General features: G+C 39.9%; 16 protein-coding genes. 11 read left to right on the top strand and 5 right to left on the bottom strand.

What is annotated here, in order from left to right; genetic code table 11:
• Positions 1 to 146 precede the first annotated feature (146 nt).
• The 3 genes from OA91_RS21390 (at position 147) to OA91_RS21380 (ending at position 3,009) form a co-directional block, all read left to right on the top strand.
• A complete protein-coding gene (locus OA91_RS21390; RefSeq protein ID WP_063339781.1) occupies positions 147 to 1,106 on the top strand; it encodes a methylenetetrahydrofolate reductase in 960 nt (319 codons plus the stop codon).
• Positions 1,107 to 1,378: 272 nt separating this feature from the next.
• Positions 1,379 to 2,542 carry a methyl-accepting chemotaxis protein gene (locus OA91_RS24760; RefSeq protein WP_063339780.1) on the top strand — a complete coding sequence of 388 codons (1,164 nt, stop codon included), beginning with the start codon at positions 1,379 to 1,381 and terminating at the stop codon, positions 2,540 to 2,542.
• Between the two features lie 20 nt (positions 2,543 to 2,562).
• A complete protein-coding gene (locus OA91_RS21380; protein ID WP_063339779.1) occupies positions 2,563 to 3,009 on the top strand; it encodes an Rrf2 family transcriptional regulator in 447 nt (148 codons plus the stop codon).
• Between the two features lie 32 nt (positions 3,010 to 3,041).
• Here OA91_RS21380 and OA91_RS21375 read toward each other — a convergent pair whose 3' ends face one another.
• Entirely contained in the window at positions 3,042 to 4,058 is a 1,017-nt protein-coding gene (locus OA91_RS21375) for a glycosyltransferase family 9 protein (protein WP_063339778.1), read from the bottom strand.
• 143 nt (positions 4,059 to 4,201) lie between these two features.
• On the opposite strand from OA91_RS21375, the gene OA91_RS21370 reads away from it, so the two are divergent.
• Together OA91_RS21370 and OA91_RS21365 are read left to right on the top strand one after the other, a co-directional pair.
• Entirely contained in the window at positions 4,202 to 4,915 is a 714-nt protein-coding gene (locus OA91_RS21370; RefSeq protein WP_063339777.1) for a 3-deoxy-D-manno-octulosonic acid kinase, read from the top strand.
• Positions 4,908 to 5,831 carry a lysophospholipid acyltransferase family protein gene (locus OA91_RS21365; RefSeq protein WP_063339776.1) on the top strand — a complete coding sequence of 308 codons (924 nt, stop codon included), beginning with the start codon at positions 4,908 to 4,910 and terminating at the stop codon, positions 5,829 to 5,831. The genes OA91_RS21370 and OA91_RS21365 overlap by 8 nt, the downstream gene beginning before the upstream one ends.
• 88 nt (positions 5,832 to 5,919) lie before the next feature.
• Here OA91_RS21365 and OA91_RS21360 read toward each other — a convergent pair whose 3' ends face one another.
• From OA91_RS21360 to OA91_RS21345, 4 genes are all read right to left on the bottom strand, one after another.
• On the bottom strand, positions 5,920 to 6,507 hold the full coding sequence (locus tag OA91_RS21360) for a hypothetical protein (protein WP_046018828.1): 588 nt from the start codon (positions 6,505 to 6,507) through the stop codon (positions 5,920 to 5,922).
• Between the two features lie 128 nt (positions 6,508 to 6,635).
• Entirely contained in the window at positions 6,636 to 7,016 is a 381-nt protein-coding gene (locus OA91_RS21355) for a YacL family protein (protein ID WP_046018829.1), read from the bottom strand.
• A 75-nt stretch (positions 7,017 to 7,091) separates the two neighbouring features.
• Positions 7,092 to 8,072 carry a ribosome biogenesis GTPase YlqF gene (gene ylqF, locus OA91_RS21350; protein WP_063339775.1) on the bottom strand — a complete coding sequence of 327 codons (981 nt, stop codon included), beginning with the start codon at positions 8,070 to 8,072 and terminating at the stop codon, positions 7,092 to 7,094.
• A gap of 356 nt (positions 8,073 to 8,428) precedes the next feature.
• Positions 8,429 to 9,037 carry an ACP phosphodiesterase gene (locus OA91_RS21345; protein WP_063339774.1) on the bottom strand — a complete coding sequence of 203 codons (609 nt, stop codon included), beginning with the start codon at positions 9,035 to 9,037 and terminating at the stop codon, positions 8,429 to 8,431.
• A gap of 439 nt (positions 9,038 to 9,476) precedes the next feature.
• Here OA91_RS21345 and OA91_RS21340 point away from each other — a divergent pair, with 439 nt between their 5' ends.
• The 6 genes from OA91_RS21340 to OA91_RS21315 all read left to right on the top strand — a co-directional run bounded on the left by OA91_RS21340 (position 9,477) and on the right by OA91_RS21315 (position 15,999).
• The gene (locus tag OA91_RS21340; RefSeq protein WP_046018832.1) at positions 9,477 to 11,003 is read left to right on the top strand and encodes an ABC transporter substrate-binding protein; all 1,527 of its coding nucleotides are present in this window, start codon (positions 9,477 to 9,479) and stop codon (positions 11,001 to 11,003) included.
• A 54-nt stretch (positions 11,004 to 11,057) separates the two neighbouring features.
• The gene (locus OA91_RS21335) at positions 11,058 to 12,038 is read left to right on the top strand and encodes an ABC transporter permease (protein WP_046018833.1); all 981 of its coding nucleotides are present in this window, start codon (positions 11,058 to 11,060) and stop codon (positions 12,036 to 12,038) included.
• Positions 12,035 to 12,976: an ABC transporter permease gene (locus OA91_RS21330; RefSeq protein ID WP_046018834.1), complete on the top strand. Its 942-nt coding sequence runs from the start codon at positions 12,035 to 12,037 to the stop codon at positions 12,974 to 12,976. The genes OA91_RS21335 and OA91_RS21330 overlap by 4 nt, the downstream gene beginning before the upstream one ends.
• 2 nt (positions 12,977 to 12,978) lie before the next feature.
• Positions 12,979 to 13,971: an ABC transporter ATP-binding protein gene (locus OA91_RS21325; protein ID WP_046018835.1), complete on the top strand. Its 993-nt coding sequence runs from the start codon at positions 12,979 to 12,981 to the stop codon at positions 13,969 to 13,971.
• A complete protein-coding gene (locus OA91_RS21320) occupies positions 13,968 to 14,981 on the top strand; it encodes an ABC transporter ATP-binding protein (RefSeq protein ID WP_063339773.1) in 1,014 nt (337 codons plus the stop codon). Before OA91_RS21325 ends, OA91_RS21320 begins: the two co-directional genes overlap by 4 nt.
• A gap of 82 nt (positions 14,982 to 15,063) precedes the next feature.
• Positions 15,064 to 15,999 (top strand): LysR family transcriptional regulator, encoded by a 936-nt coding sequence (locus OA91_RS21315; protein WP_063339772.1) that lies wholly within the window; start codon positions 15,064 to 15,066, stop codon positions 15,997 to 15,999.
• Positions 16,000 to 16,028 lie beyond the last annotated feature (29 nt).

Below are 16,028 nucleotides of genomic sequence, written 5' to 3'. Positions count from 1 at the left end.
ATTAGTCTCATTCACCTCAACTTCAATATTATTCAAACAGAATGGGATGATCTTGAATTCAATTCACTGATAAAATGGCCTTATTAAATAGTTTATCACCCTGTTTAGAAAAATTAACAACTAGATAGGGTCAAAAGGTGAGTTGAATGAATTCCAAATTGAGCAGTAAATTTCAAGACCCTAATCGTGGCGTGTATTTAATCGGCACAACTCCGCCAAGATCTTCTGTCGAAGAAGACAAATTAGCTGAAATTTCTGCCAAGTTGCTACAGCGTATTAGCGAAGTCGAAGTTGATGGTTTAATTGTGTACGATATTCAAGATGAGAGCAGCAGAACAGACAAGCCGCGCCCTTTCCCTTTTATGTCAACTCAAGACCCAAGAGCTTGGTCTAAGCGCCTACGTGAAGGTTCAGACTTACCTGTTATCACTTATAAAAGCGTTTCAGCACGATCAGAACAAGAGTTTAACCAATGGTTAGACGACTCTTGGACTCAATACGGCATTAAAGACATTGTACTTGTTGGCTCACCTTCTTCGGATGGTGATATTAAACTTCCCCTAAGTCAGGCATACAAAACATTAGACAAACATAATCATCCTTATCATCTTGGTGGTGTAACGATAGCAGAACGCCACGCTGTTAAAGGTGATGAGCATTTACGTATTTTCAATAAGTCGGCTTCTGGCTGTGACTTTTTTATCTCCCAAGCGGTTTATAATGCACAGGCAACCATTGACCTAATCAGCCGTTATGCTCGCACTTGTAAAGAAAGAGGTATTAAGCCTAAGCGTTTAATTTTAACTTTCACTCCATGTGGTAGTGCTAAAACCTTAGACTTTATGGAATGGTTAGGCATCTCTGTTCCAGAGGCAACCAAACATCGTATTTTAGATGCTAAAGACCCTCTTGCTGAGTCAGTTAAAGTGTGCAGAAATGCTCTTGAACAAATTATTGAAACTGCCTTGCCTTTAGGCATACCACTTGGTTTAAACATAGAAAGTTTAACCAACCGTAAAGATGAAATTGATGCATCTATTCGCCTTTATAAATTACTCAAAGCAACACTAGACTTAAAGCTAGCAGAAAGATCATTAGAGGCTTAACCCTTTAAAACATTATAGAGATTAATTACTTAATCCCTTTGTCTGCCTAAGGGCGGCTGCAGGTTATGCAGCCGCCCTTTTTCTTTCTTGCTCACCTCTCACCCCCTTCTAAAAATTCAACGACACAACCCTTTAACTCAACCAATAAGAAAGGTTATTTCTTATATTTTTAAACTTGTATTTGAAATGCATGTTATATATTCTTGCATCATTCAATGCCTGTTCAAACTTTAATCAGGCAAGCAAGCAAAGACTTAAAGTAGGATATTTTTATGCAATCACTCTTTTTTAGAATGCGTTTTATTCATTGGTTAGGTGCCATTGGTTTATTTATTAATGCTTTCTTCTTCACCCAAGAAACCTACTCGCAAGTACTGCAATACGTCGTTGTGGTACTTTTGGTAATTCATGATATCGATGAGAAGTATTGGGGAGTAGATGCACTACATGGCATAACTCAATACATGAAAGCATTCGAGAAAAAAGATTTATCCCAAGCTTGTAGTGTTAATAGCCAATACAACAGTGAGATGGGAAAAATACTAAAAGTGATTGATTCCTTTAGGCTGAATGTTAGAGACACCCTAACCGATATTCAAAAGCAGGCTCATACCTGTGATGATGTGGCGGATGAACTCGCCAACCGAAATCAAGACCTAGTCAACCGTATCCAAAGCCAAGACGAAAGTGTACAAACTCTCGCTGATAAATGTGAATTACTAGACCAACAATCTCTTTTATTACAACACAGGGCGGAGCAGACAGAGCGAGAAGTACAAAACACTCAAAGAGGGTTAGAAGAGTCCACCAGCTCAATGTCTGAAATGGCTAACATAATTGATAATTACATTGAGAGCAGCAACCAATTAAGTAATAAATTTGAGTCCCTCTCTGAGCAAGCAAAATCCATAGGCAGTGTTGTTTCCGTAATAGATACTCTGGCCGACCAAACCAATTTATTGGCTTTGAATGCTGCAATTGAAGCCGCGAGAGCAGGCGAACATGGTCGTGGTTTTGCCGTGGTGGCAGATGAAGTTAGACAACTTGCTCTCTCTACTCAAGACAGTCTGAATCAAATTAACTTAATTGTTCAAGCTATCAGTACAGCGGTGAAAGAGGCAGGGGAACAAATACAAAGACAGTCTTCAAACTTAACTGATTTGTCTCAAACCTCTATGAGTAGCCGAGAACAAATCGCTATTGCAAGCAAGCACTTAAATGGTATTTTAGCTATCATTGGTCAGCAAAATCAGCATAACGACGTCGACCTAATGCAAGTTCATAAGATGGTAACTGAGGTTTCTCAACATATTAACTTGCTTCAGAAACTATCTCATTCAAACAGCAAAGACTGTGAGCAGCTCCAATACCAAGGACATAGGCTTAATGAGATCAGTGCTGGGTTAGTCAGTAAGCTGAGTTCATTCACACTTTAACTAAGAGCTAATTCAATTAAATGAGACTAACTGCCTTTACAGATTTTGGTTTGAGAACTCTTATGTATCTCACCAGCATTCCAGCTGAGCAATTAAGCAGTGTGCCTGAGGTAGCCAAAGTTTATGATGCCTCTCAAAACCATTTTGTAAAGGTGATAGGCCAGCTAACCAAGCTAGGTTATGTACAATCCATCAGAGGTAAAAATGGTGGTATTCGATTAGCTAAAAAGGCAGAAGACATTAATGTTGGCAAAGTAATTAGAGAGCTAGAGAATCACCTTGATGCGGTTAATTGCTCTAAACCAGCCTGTCAAATAGCCAGCTGTTGTGAGCTAAAGCAAGCTCTCGCTCTGGCTATGGAAGCATTTCTCACCAAGATGGAAGAATATTCTCTAGCGGATATTGTTCAGAATAAACCTGAGCTCATCCCCCTATGGCAGGCTGAACAAGATGAAGACCTTAATTAGCCTTCTATCCTAGTTAATTAGCGAGTTAGTCTTTAATTTAAATCTTCAAGTTCATTGTTTACTTTTTCAAGTACAGCCTCATAAGAAATATAAGACATAGCTTCTGGATCATGAACAGTAGAGGCCCAAGGAATGTCTGATATAGGTTTACCATACTCTTTCTCAGCTAGCATTTGATACACACTCACCACAGATGCTTGCCCATAATAAGGGCCCGTTCTTTCAGGGTTAGACAAGGCATATAAACCCACCATAGGCGTATTCACAACCGTAGCAATATGCACAGGCCCAGTATCTGGACTAATAATAAGCTTGGCATCTCGAATCACAGCCGTTAACTCTTTAATACTTGTTTTACCAACTAGATTATCCAGCTCATAACCTTGAGCAATAGCCTTCACAAATTCAATTTCCGTTTTGGTCGGTCCACCCGTTAAAACAACCTTCTCCCCTTTTGAGATAAGGTGCTCAATCAGTTTGCGATAACCTTCTAACGTCCAGTTCTTAGTCACCTTAGACCCACAAGGGTTAATAATGATGTAATCATTCGGTAACTCAGTTTGGCGCTTTGGCACCTCTAATTGCCAACTGGGTTTTGCATGGGGAACATCGATTGCCTCTGCCATGCTCATCAAGGTATCCAGTACATGTCTGCCTCTTGGTTCAGGCGCTAAGGTATTCACAAACCAATGCTGTTTTTCACGGGAATGACTTTTAGCAAATCCAATGCGTGTTTTAGCTTTAAGCATGCGAGTCAACAAACTGGCCCTAGAGGACCACTGCATGTGTAACAAAACATCAAAAGATTCATTAATAAACTGCTTTCGAATAGCCAACATGCCTTTTAAACCAGACGATTTCTGATAGGTCACTATTTTGATATCAGGCATCATACTAACTAAGTCGGCTTCTAGCTTACCTGTTATCCAAGTAATCTCAGCATTTGGGTAGCGTTTTCGAATCGCAGTGACAACTGACATAGCATGACAGACATCACCTAATGCTGATAAACGCACTATGGCTATCTTGGCATTTTCAGATAATTTCATTTATTTTCGCTTCCCCATCCAAATTTTATCTAGCATTTAACTAAAAAACTTATTGTTTAACAAAGTCTTGCTGCGTTAAAAAGTGGCTTATTATAGAATAGCTATCGACAAAAGTGTGACTTCATCGAAACAGAGTGGAAAAGATGCCAATAGAGCAAACCAAACCGGGGCCTGATCGTTTATTTATCAGCAACCCTGATTTAGCCGTTAATGATAACTGGTTTTCAGTGGATTATTGGCAGTCTCAAGATGCAGTTAAAGGCACGGCGTCAGGCAGAGGTACTGTTTGGTTTTTAAATACTGCAAAAGGAAACTTTGTTCTCAGGCGCTATCGTCGCGGTGGCTTAATTGCAAAATTAACTCAGTTTAAGTTTTTCTTTAGCGGCTTCAAAAAAACTCGCCCTTATCAAGAGTTGGCCCTTTTAGAGTTTATGCTGGAATCTAACCTACCTGTCCCTGAGCCGATTGCAGGCCGTTGTCAGCGCTCTGGTCTACACTATCAAGCAGAAATCATTACCAAACTTATCCCAGACGCAGACGAACTCTTTTCATGCTTGATGGATAAGGAAAAAGCTGCGGCCCTAGACTGGCCATTAATTGGCAAAACGATTAAACGCTTTCATGAAAAAGGCATAGACCATACTGATCTAAACTGTCACAACATTATGCTAGATAAAAGCGGTAAAGTTTGGCTTATCGACTTTGATAAATGCCAACAGCGAAGTGTCAACTCACAGTGGCAAGAAGCCAATTTACAAAGACTAAAGCGTTCGTTTGAAAAGGAAGCAGGAAAACATGCTAAGTTTCTTTTCGAACTGACACACTGGCAATTATTATTAGAAGGCTATCATGGCTAAAAAGAACTCAAAAAAGTCAGTTCCATTCACTCAATTACTTTCACCTAAACACTGGCCTACATGGATTTTCATGGGCTTAGCTTGGCTTCTTGGCCACCTTCCTTTTGGTGCCCAGAAAAAGTTAGGTCATTTACTCGGAAAATTCTTATTCTTGGTTGCTAAGCGACGTCGCCATATTTGCATGACGAATCTAACCATTTGTTATCCTGAAATGTCTCAAGATGAAAAGCTTGCCTTAAGCAAACAGCACTTTCAGAGCATGGGCTTTGGTTTTCTTGAAACCTTTAGTAGCTGGTTCCATAAAACAGATGAACTGAAAGTTGAAGCAGAATTTGAAGGACAAGAGGTTTTAGATGCTGCCCTATCAGAAGGTAAGGGCTGTGTTTTTATTAGCGGACATTTCTCTTCACTGGATATTTGTGGAAACTTGATGTCTCGCTATGCAGTCGTCCACCCTATCTATAAGCAACAAAACAATGCTGTTTTTAACTTTATCATGGAAAGACAAAGATCACGTATTTTCGAGAAAACAATAGAACGTAGCAATATGCGAGAAGTACTTAGATCCTTAAAAGCCAATAAAATCATCTGGTATGCAGTTGATCAGGACTATGGCCGTAAACATTCAGTCTTCGCTCCATTCTTTAACAGAGAAAGTGCGACTATCGCTCACATTGGACGCATTTGTAGCATGACCAAAGCACCGGTTCTTTTATACGATTATGGAAGAACAGAAACAGGCTATAAAATGAGAGTAGAAAGAATCGATACTTTACCAACGGGTGATGATGTTGATAATGCTCGTATTATGAATCAACAAATGGAAGCTGTGATTGCGCCTAAAAAAGAACAATATTATTGGACTCATAGACGCTTTAAAACTCAAAAAGATCCTGAGGCTAAATCACCTTATTAGATTTCTCTAAAAATCAATTTGGTAAGAATGCTAGACATAAAAAAAGCCCATATGGGCTTTTTTTATGTCTAGCAAAAGTAGAACTAATTTATAGTTCGCTTTCTTCTAGACTGGTGTTAAGTTCGTATGAGTCTTCACCAAGATCATCATTAACCAAAAGCAGTGCTTCTTCGTATGCGCCACCAAACTCAATACGAGTAATATCATACAAATCGTATTCATACGTTTCATCGAACCAGCGAGCATCAGAACCAATCTCTTCTAATTCAAAACTCACTTCGTCAGCTTTGACAACGCGACCAATCTCACAACTGTCACTTTCAAGCTCTTCACGATGTAATGTCACTAGACCAAAGTCTTCACTGATATCAAGTAATATCTGGCTAAGGTCACCTAGCTCAATTTCAGGGTTTTGTGCTTCTTCTTCACGAAGCTCTAACACCTTTTTCTGGAAATCATTAAAAGGCGCTGGATGCACAAAGTCGCTAATATCTTCTAAAAATAAAATTTGATAACCGTTTAAACGGATACTGTCATCTACCAGTTGTAGAAGCACCATTTCTTCATTGGCATCAATAATGAATCCATCACTCCAGTTATCCGGACCATCAAGTTCTTCTCGAAAAATTCGTACTAGGTTATTTCGAGTTTGTGCCTTTTCTAGTTCGATAAGCATGTTGAATCCCTAAAACGTAAAATAGAAAGATGTGGTTAAGATTCAAATCTTAACCACTTAGTCTAAGTGTAAACTTAGCTAGGATCATGAACAATATTAATTACATACAATTTGCATGACAAAAATATTTAATACAGTAAGTTATGCCAATCTTCTAACAAACCCACCATATCTTCCAAACCACATTCAGACTTAATACCTTCATCTGAAGCTTGATAAAAATCACTCTGAGTATCAAACATGGCACTAATCTCTTCGCCAACATCACTCATATCAACTTGGCGATTTACGCTCACACCTTCTGCACCTATGCTGACAATATAAACACCTTGCTGGGTAATCTGTGTTTCTGTATCTGCGTCAACTAAGTGGATACTTTGCAATACTTTTTGGATATCTTCTCTTTCTTTTAACTCTTCACTTACCCAATCTGCTATCGCTGAAAACTCATATTCAGTCGCTATACGGTAGGTTTGCTCTGTATCATCAAATGCTATTTCATAGTCCATAACCTAACCTCTTACACCTTGCTTTACGCTTATTCTATTCAACTTCATTGCTATTTATTAATTCACTAAAAAGGATTATTTTTTCAAACTTTCCGGAGGAATATCCTGTGTTCTTTCTGTACGGTTTTGGCTTTGTTGCCTTTGCGGAACAGCAGCTGCCAACCTAGCTTGACGCTTGGCTTCTTTCTCCGCTTTAACTATCTCAACCTGACGCTCTTCTTCTAAGATCATCTCTGGTGTTTCCATCACGTAGGTTCCTATAGCACCACTGCGTACATCATGCAAAAAGACTTCAGCAGCTTTATGCATATCAATCACACCGCCCGCTCTTAATGCACCACGTTTCGAACCTATAATACCAAGCACCTCATCCGCCGTGCCTAGCTCAGTTTTAAACTTATATCGACTAATAATATAATCAGGGTAATGCTCAATAAAAAATTCAAGCCCTACCAAGGCAACATCTTGATAATCAATCGCCGTATCGCGAACTGCACCTGTGACAGCCAAACGATAGCTGGCTTTAGGATTTTCAATCTTTGGCCATAAAATACCAGGCGTATCTAGCAAGACAAAACCTGGAGTAACTTTTAACTTTTGCTGAGATTTAGTAACAGCAGGCTCATCCCCAACCTTAGCGACACGCCTACCTAGTAAAGCGTTCATCAGACTAGACTTACCCACATTAGGAATACCTGCAATCATGGCGCGAATCGGCTTTTCTGCTGTGCCCCTGTGAGGCACAAGCTTAGCTACCCAGTTTTTAACATTCGCAAGATCTTGCTTATCTAAGGTTGAAAAAGGTTTTGCTGTGATTGATTCTTGCTCTTGCCAATAATCCAACCAAGTGCTGATACGATCTTTATCTGCTAAGTCTTTTTTATTCAAAAGACGCAATACTGGTACATCACCTCTGAGCTGGCTTAACATAGGATTCTGGCTTGAATCTGGAATTCTTGCATCGAGCACTTCGATAACAATATCCACCTGCGTCATGACATCTTCAATTTCACGACGGGCTTTATTCATATGCCCGGGGAACCACTGGACGCTCACTAAACTCACCTTTTATCTTCTAAACATATAAGGCGCAGGATTCTAACACACTAACCGCTCGAAGTAAGCCGCTAACACTTGTCATTAGGCCTTCTAGGTAATTTCATTCAGCAGCAAAACCACATGATACTCATCAATAAATACGGCCCAAATTGGCTTAAAACGACATTAAGATAAAGACTATCGACTCAAAGCCATTAGCTATGATGTAAATCAAAACAGTAATTTAACCTAAGTTTATACTCGCTTTACTCAGATCAGCAGGTGCATCCCTGAACAAGAGGCCTTGTTGGTCTGAGCGTTCTCTCGATCAGACATAATGTCAAAGGTATGTCTTTCTAGCTAATCAGTAAGGGTTACTGGTTAGCTTTTTTTATGCCATTAGTTCGGGCAACTTCCTCTTTAACATCAGATATCACCTTTGGATAAATACCATCAAATAAGGTTTCACTCTGCTCTAGAAGATAAGGAAGCGCCTGATAAAAAGGTAATAAATGCTCGCCATAACGCCAAGGGCGGATAATGGACATCAAGGCTCTTTCAATACCTTTTAAAGTCCCTAAACTCTGCAACCAACGACTCTCATTAAGTGATAAAACAAGTCTTTGGAACTCAGGCTTAGCCAGATCTTTATGTGCTAAAAGGTCAGGAATAAACTCATCATAAAACTGATGCAATGGGGCATCATTATATTCTGCCCATTTATTCACCAACCAATAGTCCATTAATAAATCTTGCACTATGCCAGCAAAACGTCTTCTGCCGATCTTTTGTTCTGCCCTAAATTCAATACTTAACGGGTGGCTATCAAATGTCTTATCAACAAACTGGTGAAGTTTAATGCCATCTTGAACTACCTCAGGTAAAAGCTGAATTTGATTAGCATGACAGAAATCTGCCATTAAACTGCCTGAATAGGAGGTATTAGATAATTTTGCTAGATGTAGGTGTGCCAGATAGTTCATAAATAACCTATTTGTCGCAAAAAAACTGTAAATTTAAAGTGATTAATACGACATTAAAAAACGCGTATAACTGCCTGAGTAGCTCTCAAGAAAAAACATGATGTAAGACTTTATGCGCTTTTCTCGGCTTAAAGTCACGGTTTATTACCTTGTTTTACATAGGAAACTGCTCAAAGCTTGGCAAGTCTTTCGAAAAACGATATTGTTATTCATCTAACATATAAGGTGTCGGGGCAGGCAAAACCTTATATTTAGCGACTTGGTTTAAATGGATTTTTACAACCAAATATAAAAATTAGAATAATAACCTTGATATAACATTCAGTTACACTATGTATTTCGTGATTTATTCCACACTTTAAATAATAAAAGCCTTAGCGACTTCTGCTTAGATAGGCTAATCCCCTGCCTTTGGTCATTTAAAATTTAAGGATAAGAAATGAAGGTTGTGGCACGCTTCATCACTCTTTTGAGTTTATTAATTTGTTCAGCCAGTTATGCGGCAACACTTCATATGGCTACGGACGCTGATCCGTCTTCATTAGACCCTCATGAACAACTTTCTCAAGGCACATTACAACTATCTCACTTAGCCTTTGATCCTCTACTTCGCTGGAGACAAGATCATACTTTCGAGCCACGCCTTGCCACCAGCTGGAAGAGTATCGATAAACTAACGACACGCTTCGAACTTCGTAGAGAGGTTTACTTCCACTCTGGTAATGAATTTGACGCTGATGATGTTATTTATACAGTAAAGCGCCTTAAATCATCGGTAGAGTTTCGGGCATTATTCGACAATATCAAACACATCGAAAAACGAAACAGTCATAGCATTGATATTATTACCCATAAGCAAACCCCTTTATTGCTTAACTTGATGGCCTACCTTTTCCCTATGGATAAAGATTTTTATCAAGGTCGTGATGACATAGTTAAATTCGGTAATAGTTTCGCCTCCCGCAACTTATCTGGCACCGGCCCTTTTATTATTACCAGTCGAGAGCCTGGTACTCGTATTGAATTTGTTCGTAATGCCAATTACTGGGACACAAAAAGTAAAGGCAATGTTGATCGCATTGAATTCTCGACTATCAAGTCTGATGCAACAAGGCTTGCAGCTCTTCTTTCTGGCGATGTTGACTTTATCTTTCCTATCTCACCTTTAGATATGCCAAGAGTTAAGCGCAGTCGCAATATTCAATTAGTGACGCTACCAAGTACTCGAATTTTGTTCCTACAGCTTAACCAAAACCGCCGAGAAGAGCTTAAAAACACTAAAGTTCGCCAAGCGATTAACCTTGCCATCAACCAAGAAATCATTGTTGATAAAATACTAAAAGGCTTTGGAACAGCAGCGGCACAACTGAGTGCTGATGATTTCTTAGGCCATCTAGATTCACTGACGCCACGTTTTGAACTAGATAAAGCACGCCAGTTAATGCGTGAAGCAGGCTATGAAGAAGGCTTTAAAATTAGCATGATGGCGCCGAATAATCGCTATATTCATGATGAGAAAATAGCGCAAGCAATCACAGCAATGCTGGCGAAGATTAAAATCAGAGTGGATCTAAAAACCTTACCTAAAGCTCAATATTTTCAGGAATTTGATAAACGTTCTGCCGACATTATGATGCTAGGTTGGCAGTCTGACACCCTAGATTCTAATAATATTTTTGAATTTATCATTGCCTGCCCAGACGCAAAAACGGGGTATGGTGTCTACAATGCAAACGGCTATTGTAACCCTAACCTAGATAATCGTATTAAGTCTGCCAATCGTGAATTAAACCCTGAAAAGCGTATTCGCTTATTACAGCAAATCGAATCAACCATAGCGCAAGATGCTGTGATTGTTCCAATTGCATGGGAACACCTTGCTTGGGGTGCTAAGCAAAACGTTAATATTAAAGACGTGATTAATTCTCAAGATTGGCCTTATTTAGGTGACCTTGTCATAGACTAAGTCGTTAGCCTCTTCTATTAATAAACCACAGATTCCAAAAAGAACGATTATTAGATGTTAATATTTTTATTACGAAGATTGTTACAAGCCTGTGTGGTGATGACAGTTATCAGCATTATCAGCTTTGTCATTCAAGACAGCCTTGGCGACCCAGTTCGACAAATGGTTGGGCAAAGCGTCTCTCCTGCTGAGATAGAGCAAATACGCCAAGAGCAAGGCTTTAATGACACCAAGTTTGAACAATACACACGCTATGCAAAAAACGTCTTACAAGGAGACTTTGGCACCTCTTATTTTTATAAGGAGCCCGCATTAGATGTCATTTTGAAAAAGCTACCTGCGACTTTTGAACTCGCTTTTTCCGCTATTATCATCATTATTATGGTCTCTATCCCATGTGGTATTTTTGCTGCCATTCGGCCTAAAAACATACTCGCAAGATTTTTAATGTTCTCCAGTACCATTGGCTTGTCTGTTCCGATTTTTATTGTCGGTATCTTTTTGCTTTATACCTTTTCTATTGAATTACAGTGGACACCTAGTTTTGGCCGTGGCGATACCGTCTTAGTCTTTGGTATTTGGGAGACAGGCTTTCTAACCTTAGATGGACTTAGTCATTTGATCTTACCAAGCTTCTCTTTAGCCATTGCCCTGCTTCCTATGTTTGTCAGGCTGATTCGCTCTGAGATGTTAGAAGTGCTGCACTCAGAATATGTAAAGTATGCTTGGGCAAAAGGTTTGTCACCTGCACGTATCTACTTTGTGCACGCCTTTAAAAACACCATGTTGCCAATTATAACCATTGGTGGCATTCAAGTAGGTACTTTGGTTGCTTATACCATTTTGACCGAAACCATTTTCCAATGGCCTGGCATGGGGAGCTTATTTCTTGATGCCGTAAACCGAGTCGATAGTCCGCTTATTTCCGCTTACCTTATTGTAGTAGGCGCTATCTTCGTTATTTCAAACACCCTAGTTGATTTAATCTACGGCTATATCAACCCTACCGTTAAACTGGCGAGTCATGGCCTATGAAGTATTCAGTTAAAGAGTTGTCTCTTCTACCCATTAGTAAACAAAGATGGAAACATATTTGGAATGGCTTTCTAAGTGATAAACTTGCCGTTCTATCTTTGGTTATCTTTATTTTCTATTGTGTGGTTGCACTAGCGGCTCCACTCATTGCACCGTTTGATCCTTATGATCCTCAATTTATGGATCTTGAAAATTCAGAAATTGCCCCCTATTGGATAAGTGGTGATGAACGCTTTCTATTAGGCACAGACGCCCAAGGTAGAGACCTACTCTCCACCATATTATATGGCACACGCCTATCTTTAAGCATAGGTTTATTAGCCGTTATTATTCAGGCGGGATTAGGCATTTTTATTGGTTTAACAGCCGGTTACGCTGGCGGCAGACTAGATAACTTTTTCATGCGTTGTGCGGATATTCAACTGTCTTTCTCCACCATGATGATTGCGATCGTTTTTCTCGCTATATTTCAGACCTTGTTTGGCAGTGACTATTACCAACAACTTGCCATGATAATGCTCATACTTGTTATTGGTTTGGCTGAATGGCCTCTTTTTGCAAGAACTATACGAGCCTCCGTATTGGCGGAAAAGCAAAAAGAATATGTAGATGCTGCAAGAATTATGGGCATCGGTCCTATGCGTATTATGTTCAAACATATCTTGCCAAATACCATGTCTCCTTTATTAGTTATTTTTACGATTCAAATTGCTAACGCGATTGTGGCTGAGGCTGCCTTATCCTTTTTAGGCTTAGGTATGCCTGTTTCTGAGCCTTCTTTAGGCTCATTAATTTCCATTGGCTTTAGCTACGTATTTTCTGGCGCTTGGTGGATATGCATCATCCCTAGCGCAACCTTGATCCTTCTTATCTTAGTCATGAACCTATTAGGTGATTGGTTAAGAGACCACTTAAATCCAAAGATTTACAAAGACTAATTATGACCTTATTAGACGTAAGAAATTTAAATGTCTGCTTTGGTTTAAAGTCAGGCGTTATGCAAGCTCTTTATGATGTGAGCTTTAGCTTAGAAAGAGGCGAAAGAGTTGCTCTCGTGGGTGAGTCTGGTGCGGGGAAATCCATTCTAGGTTTCTCGATTGTGAACCTTATCAGCAAACCTGGTTTTATTGAGTCGGGCTCAATTAAGCTAGATGGTAAAGAATTAACACAATTGTCTCATCGTCAATTGAGACATGTTCGTGGCAAGCGTATTGCCATGATATTCCAAGACCCCATGATGACGCTTAATCCTGTTATCAGTGTTGGCGTGCAAATGGTTGAAGCGATTCGCAGCCATACGACCATGAGTAAAAAAGATGCGAAGAAGATAGCCATAGATAGACTTGCTCAGGTACAAATTCCATCACCTGAACTCAGGTTTGATCAGTTTCCTCATGAGCTTTCTGGAGGTATGAGACAAAGGGTTATTATCGCGATTGCCATGATACTCAATCCTGACATCATTATTGCCGATGAGCCAACAACAGCCTTAGATGTGACCATTCAAGCTGAGATTCTTGAACTACTAAAACACATGTGCGAAGTCTGTAATGTCGCCCTAATATTGATTACCCATGACTTAGGCGTAGTCTCTCGTGTGGCAGAACGTACCATGGTTATGTATGCAGGACGTATTGTAGAAGAAGGCCCGACCCTAGAAATAATCAATGATCCACAGCATCCTTATACTCAAGGCTTATTAAGTGCTTTACCGCAAATGGCACTGCCAGGGCAAAGGCTTAACCAAATTACCGGCAGTATGCCCTCTCTCATGAATCGTCCTAGTGGTTGTGCTTTTCATCCTAGATGCAAATACGCGACAGAGAAATGCAGTGTAGAACAACCGGGGTATATTTATTCAGGTATTTCAACCGTAGCCTGTTACATGGTTGAGGATATGTTAAGTGAATTTTCGGAGTACGACGAAGTATGAAACAATCGCCGTTAATTCAGTTAAGTGGAGTAGAAAAGCGCTTTGATATTGAGCAAAGTTGGCTTAACGAAATCCGCTTTAATAAAGGCAAGGTTAGCCGTAAAAAAGAACAAGTACATGCACTAAATGGCGTAAACCTCACCATTCAAAAAGGTGAATCCTTATGCGTTGTTGGCGAAACTGGCTGTGGTAAATCTACCTTAGCACGGGTCATTATGGGCCTTAACTCGTTAAGTGCTGGACAAATTCATTATCAAGATCAGCGCATTGATAATCTTAATGAACGCCAACGAATGCTATTTAGACGTAGCATGCAGATGATTTTCCAAAATCCATATGCTTCATTAAATCCAAGAATGACAATCTACCAAACATTATCTGAGCCAGTGTCTTTCCATAACCCGCAACTCTCTCAAGACGATGTGGATTATAAAGTGGCAAAGCTGATGGAATCTGTCGATCTAAGCCCTGACTTGAGTGATTACTACCCTCATGAATTTTCAGGCGGTCAAAGACAGCGTATTAGCATTGCTCGCGCTTTATCTGTAGACCCTGATTTTATTGTGGCTGACGAACCACTAGCAGCACTCGATGTATCTGTGCAAGCACAGGTTCTCAACCTGATGATGGATAAACAAGAAGAACGTGGTTTAACCTATCTTTTCATAACCCATGACCTTACCGTGGTAGAGCACTTTTCCAACCGTGTTGCGGTTATGTACTTAGGCAAAGTATGCGAGCTAGCAGATACAAAAACCCTATTTAAGAGCCCTAAACACCCTTATACTCAGGCGCTTTTATCTGCGATACCTCGTCTTGATGACAACTCTATCCAACCTATTCGTCTAGTTGGTGAAGTCCCCACCCCTTTTAACAAACCACAAGGTTGCGTGTTTCAAGCAAGATGTGCCCATGCTAATGAACGCTGCAAACACGAAGAACCTAAAATGGTACTGCATGATGACTTAAGCTCTGTTGCTTGTCATGCCATGGAAGAGGGACGAATTTAATGACTAAATTTTCTCTCTTTTGTTTAACAGTTTTAAATGAAAATAATAATGATAAAGACACACTATCTTTGGAGGCCTCATTATGGAAATAAGGTGGCTTGAAGATTTTATTGCATTAGCAAGAACGAGACATTTCTCCCGTGCGGCAGACGAGCAACATGTGACTCAACCTACATTTAGCCGACGCATAAAACTACTTGAAGATGAGATGAAGGTAACCCTCATAGATAGAAATACCCTGCCTTTGTCTTTAACGCCAGCTGGGGATGTCTTTCTTCAAAGTGCCGAACTCATCACCAGACAATTGAGAGATGCGAAAGAACGTTGCCAAGAGATCCGTAAGCAAGAAGAATCACAGGTAAGCTTTGTTACGACTCAAACCCTATTTTTAAGCTTTTACAAAGATTGGTTAGAGCCTTTTTGCCAAAGTATCAACCTAGATATGGATGTTAATATGAAGTCCAGTTCTTGGGCTGCGGCAGACTTCGTGAATGCTTTGGTTGAGAAACAGTGTGATCTGATGCTTTGCTTCTGGCACCCCGCTATCAACTTTGTACGCGGCTTAGATGATGAGAACTATGAGTATCTTGTTATCGCTCAAGAAACACTTGTACCATACAGCGCAACAGATGAAGATGGTCAGGCAAAATATTCTTTACCGGGCTCAAGGCGTAAACCACTGCCTGTAATCAGTTATACAGAAACGACCTTTTTACAACCTGTTATCCAGCATCATTTACAACGCCAAAGAGAAGTGGCTCAACTACAAACCTTGAGTGAAAACTTACACTCAGTCAGCGTAAAAGCCATGGTTAAGGAAGGTTTTGGTTTAGGTTGGTTACCAGAGCGTCTTATGTCAGATAACTTAGAGTATGGCAAGGTAGTACAAGCGGGTGAAAAGCAGTGGCATATCCCATTAGAAATCAGATTATATAAATCACGTTTTAATCAGAACCCGAATCTCACCGCCTTCTGGCAGCAGCTTGTTACTGAGTTAAAAAGTTCTCCTATTCGCTAACAAAAAAGGTGCTAATCAGCACCTTTTTT

This window comes from Marinomonas sp. SBI8L (assembly GCF_001624705.1).
Taxonomy (GTDB): domain Bacteria; phylum Pseudomonadota; class Gammaproteobacteria; order Pseudomonadales; family Marinomonadaceae; genus Marinomonas.
The sequence above is the reverse complement of the archived record's forward strand: the minus strand, read 5'-3'. Positions and strand labels throughout refer to the sequence as shown.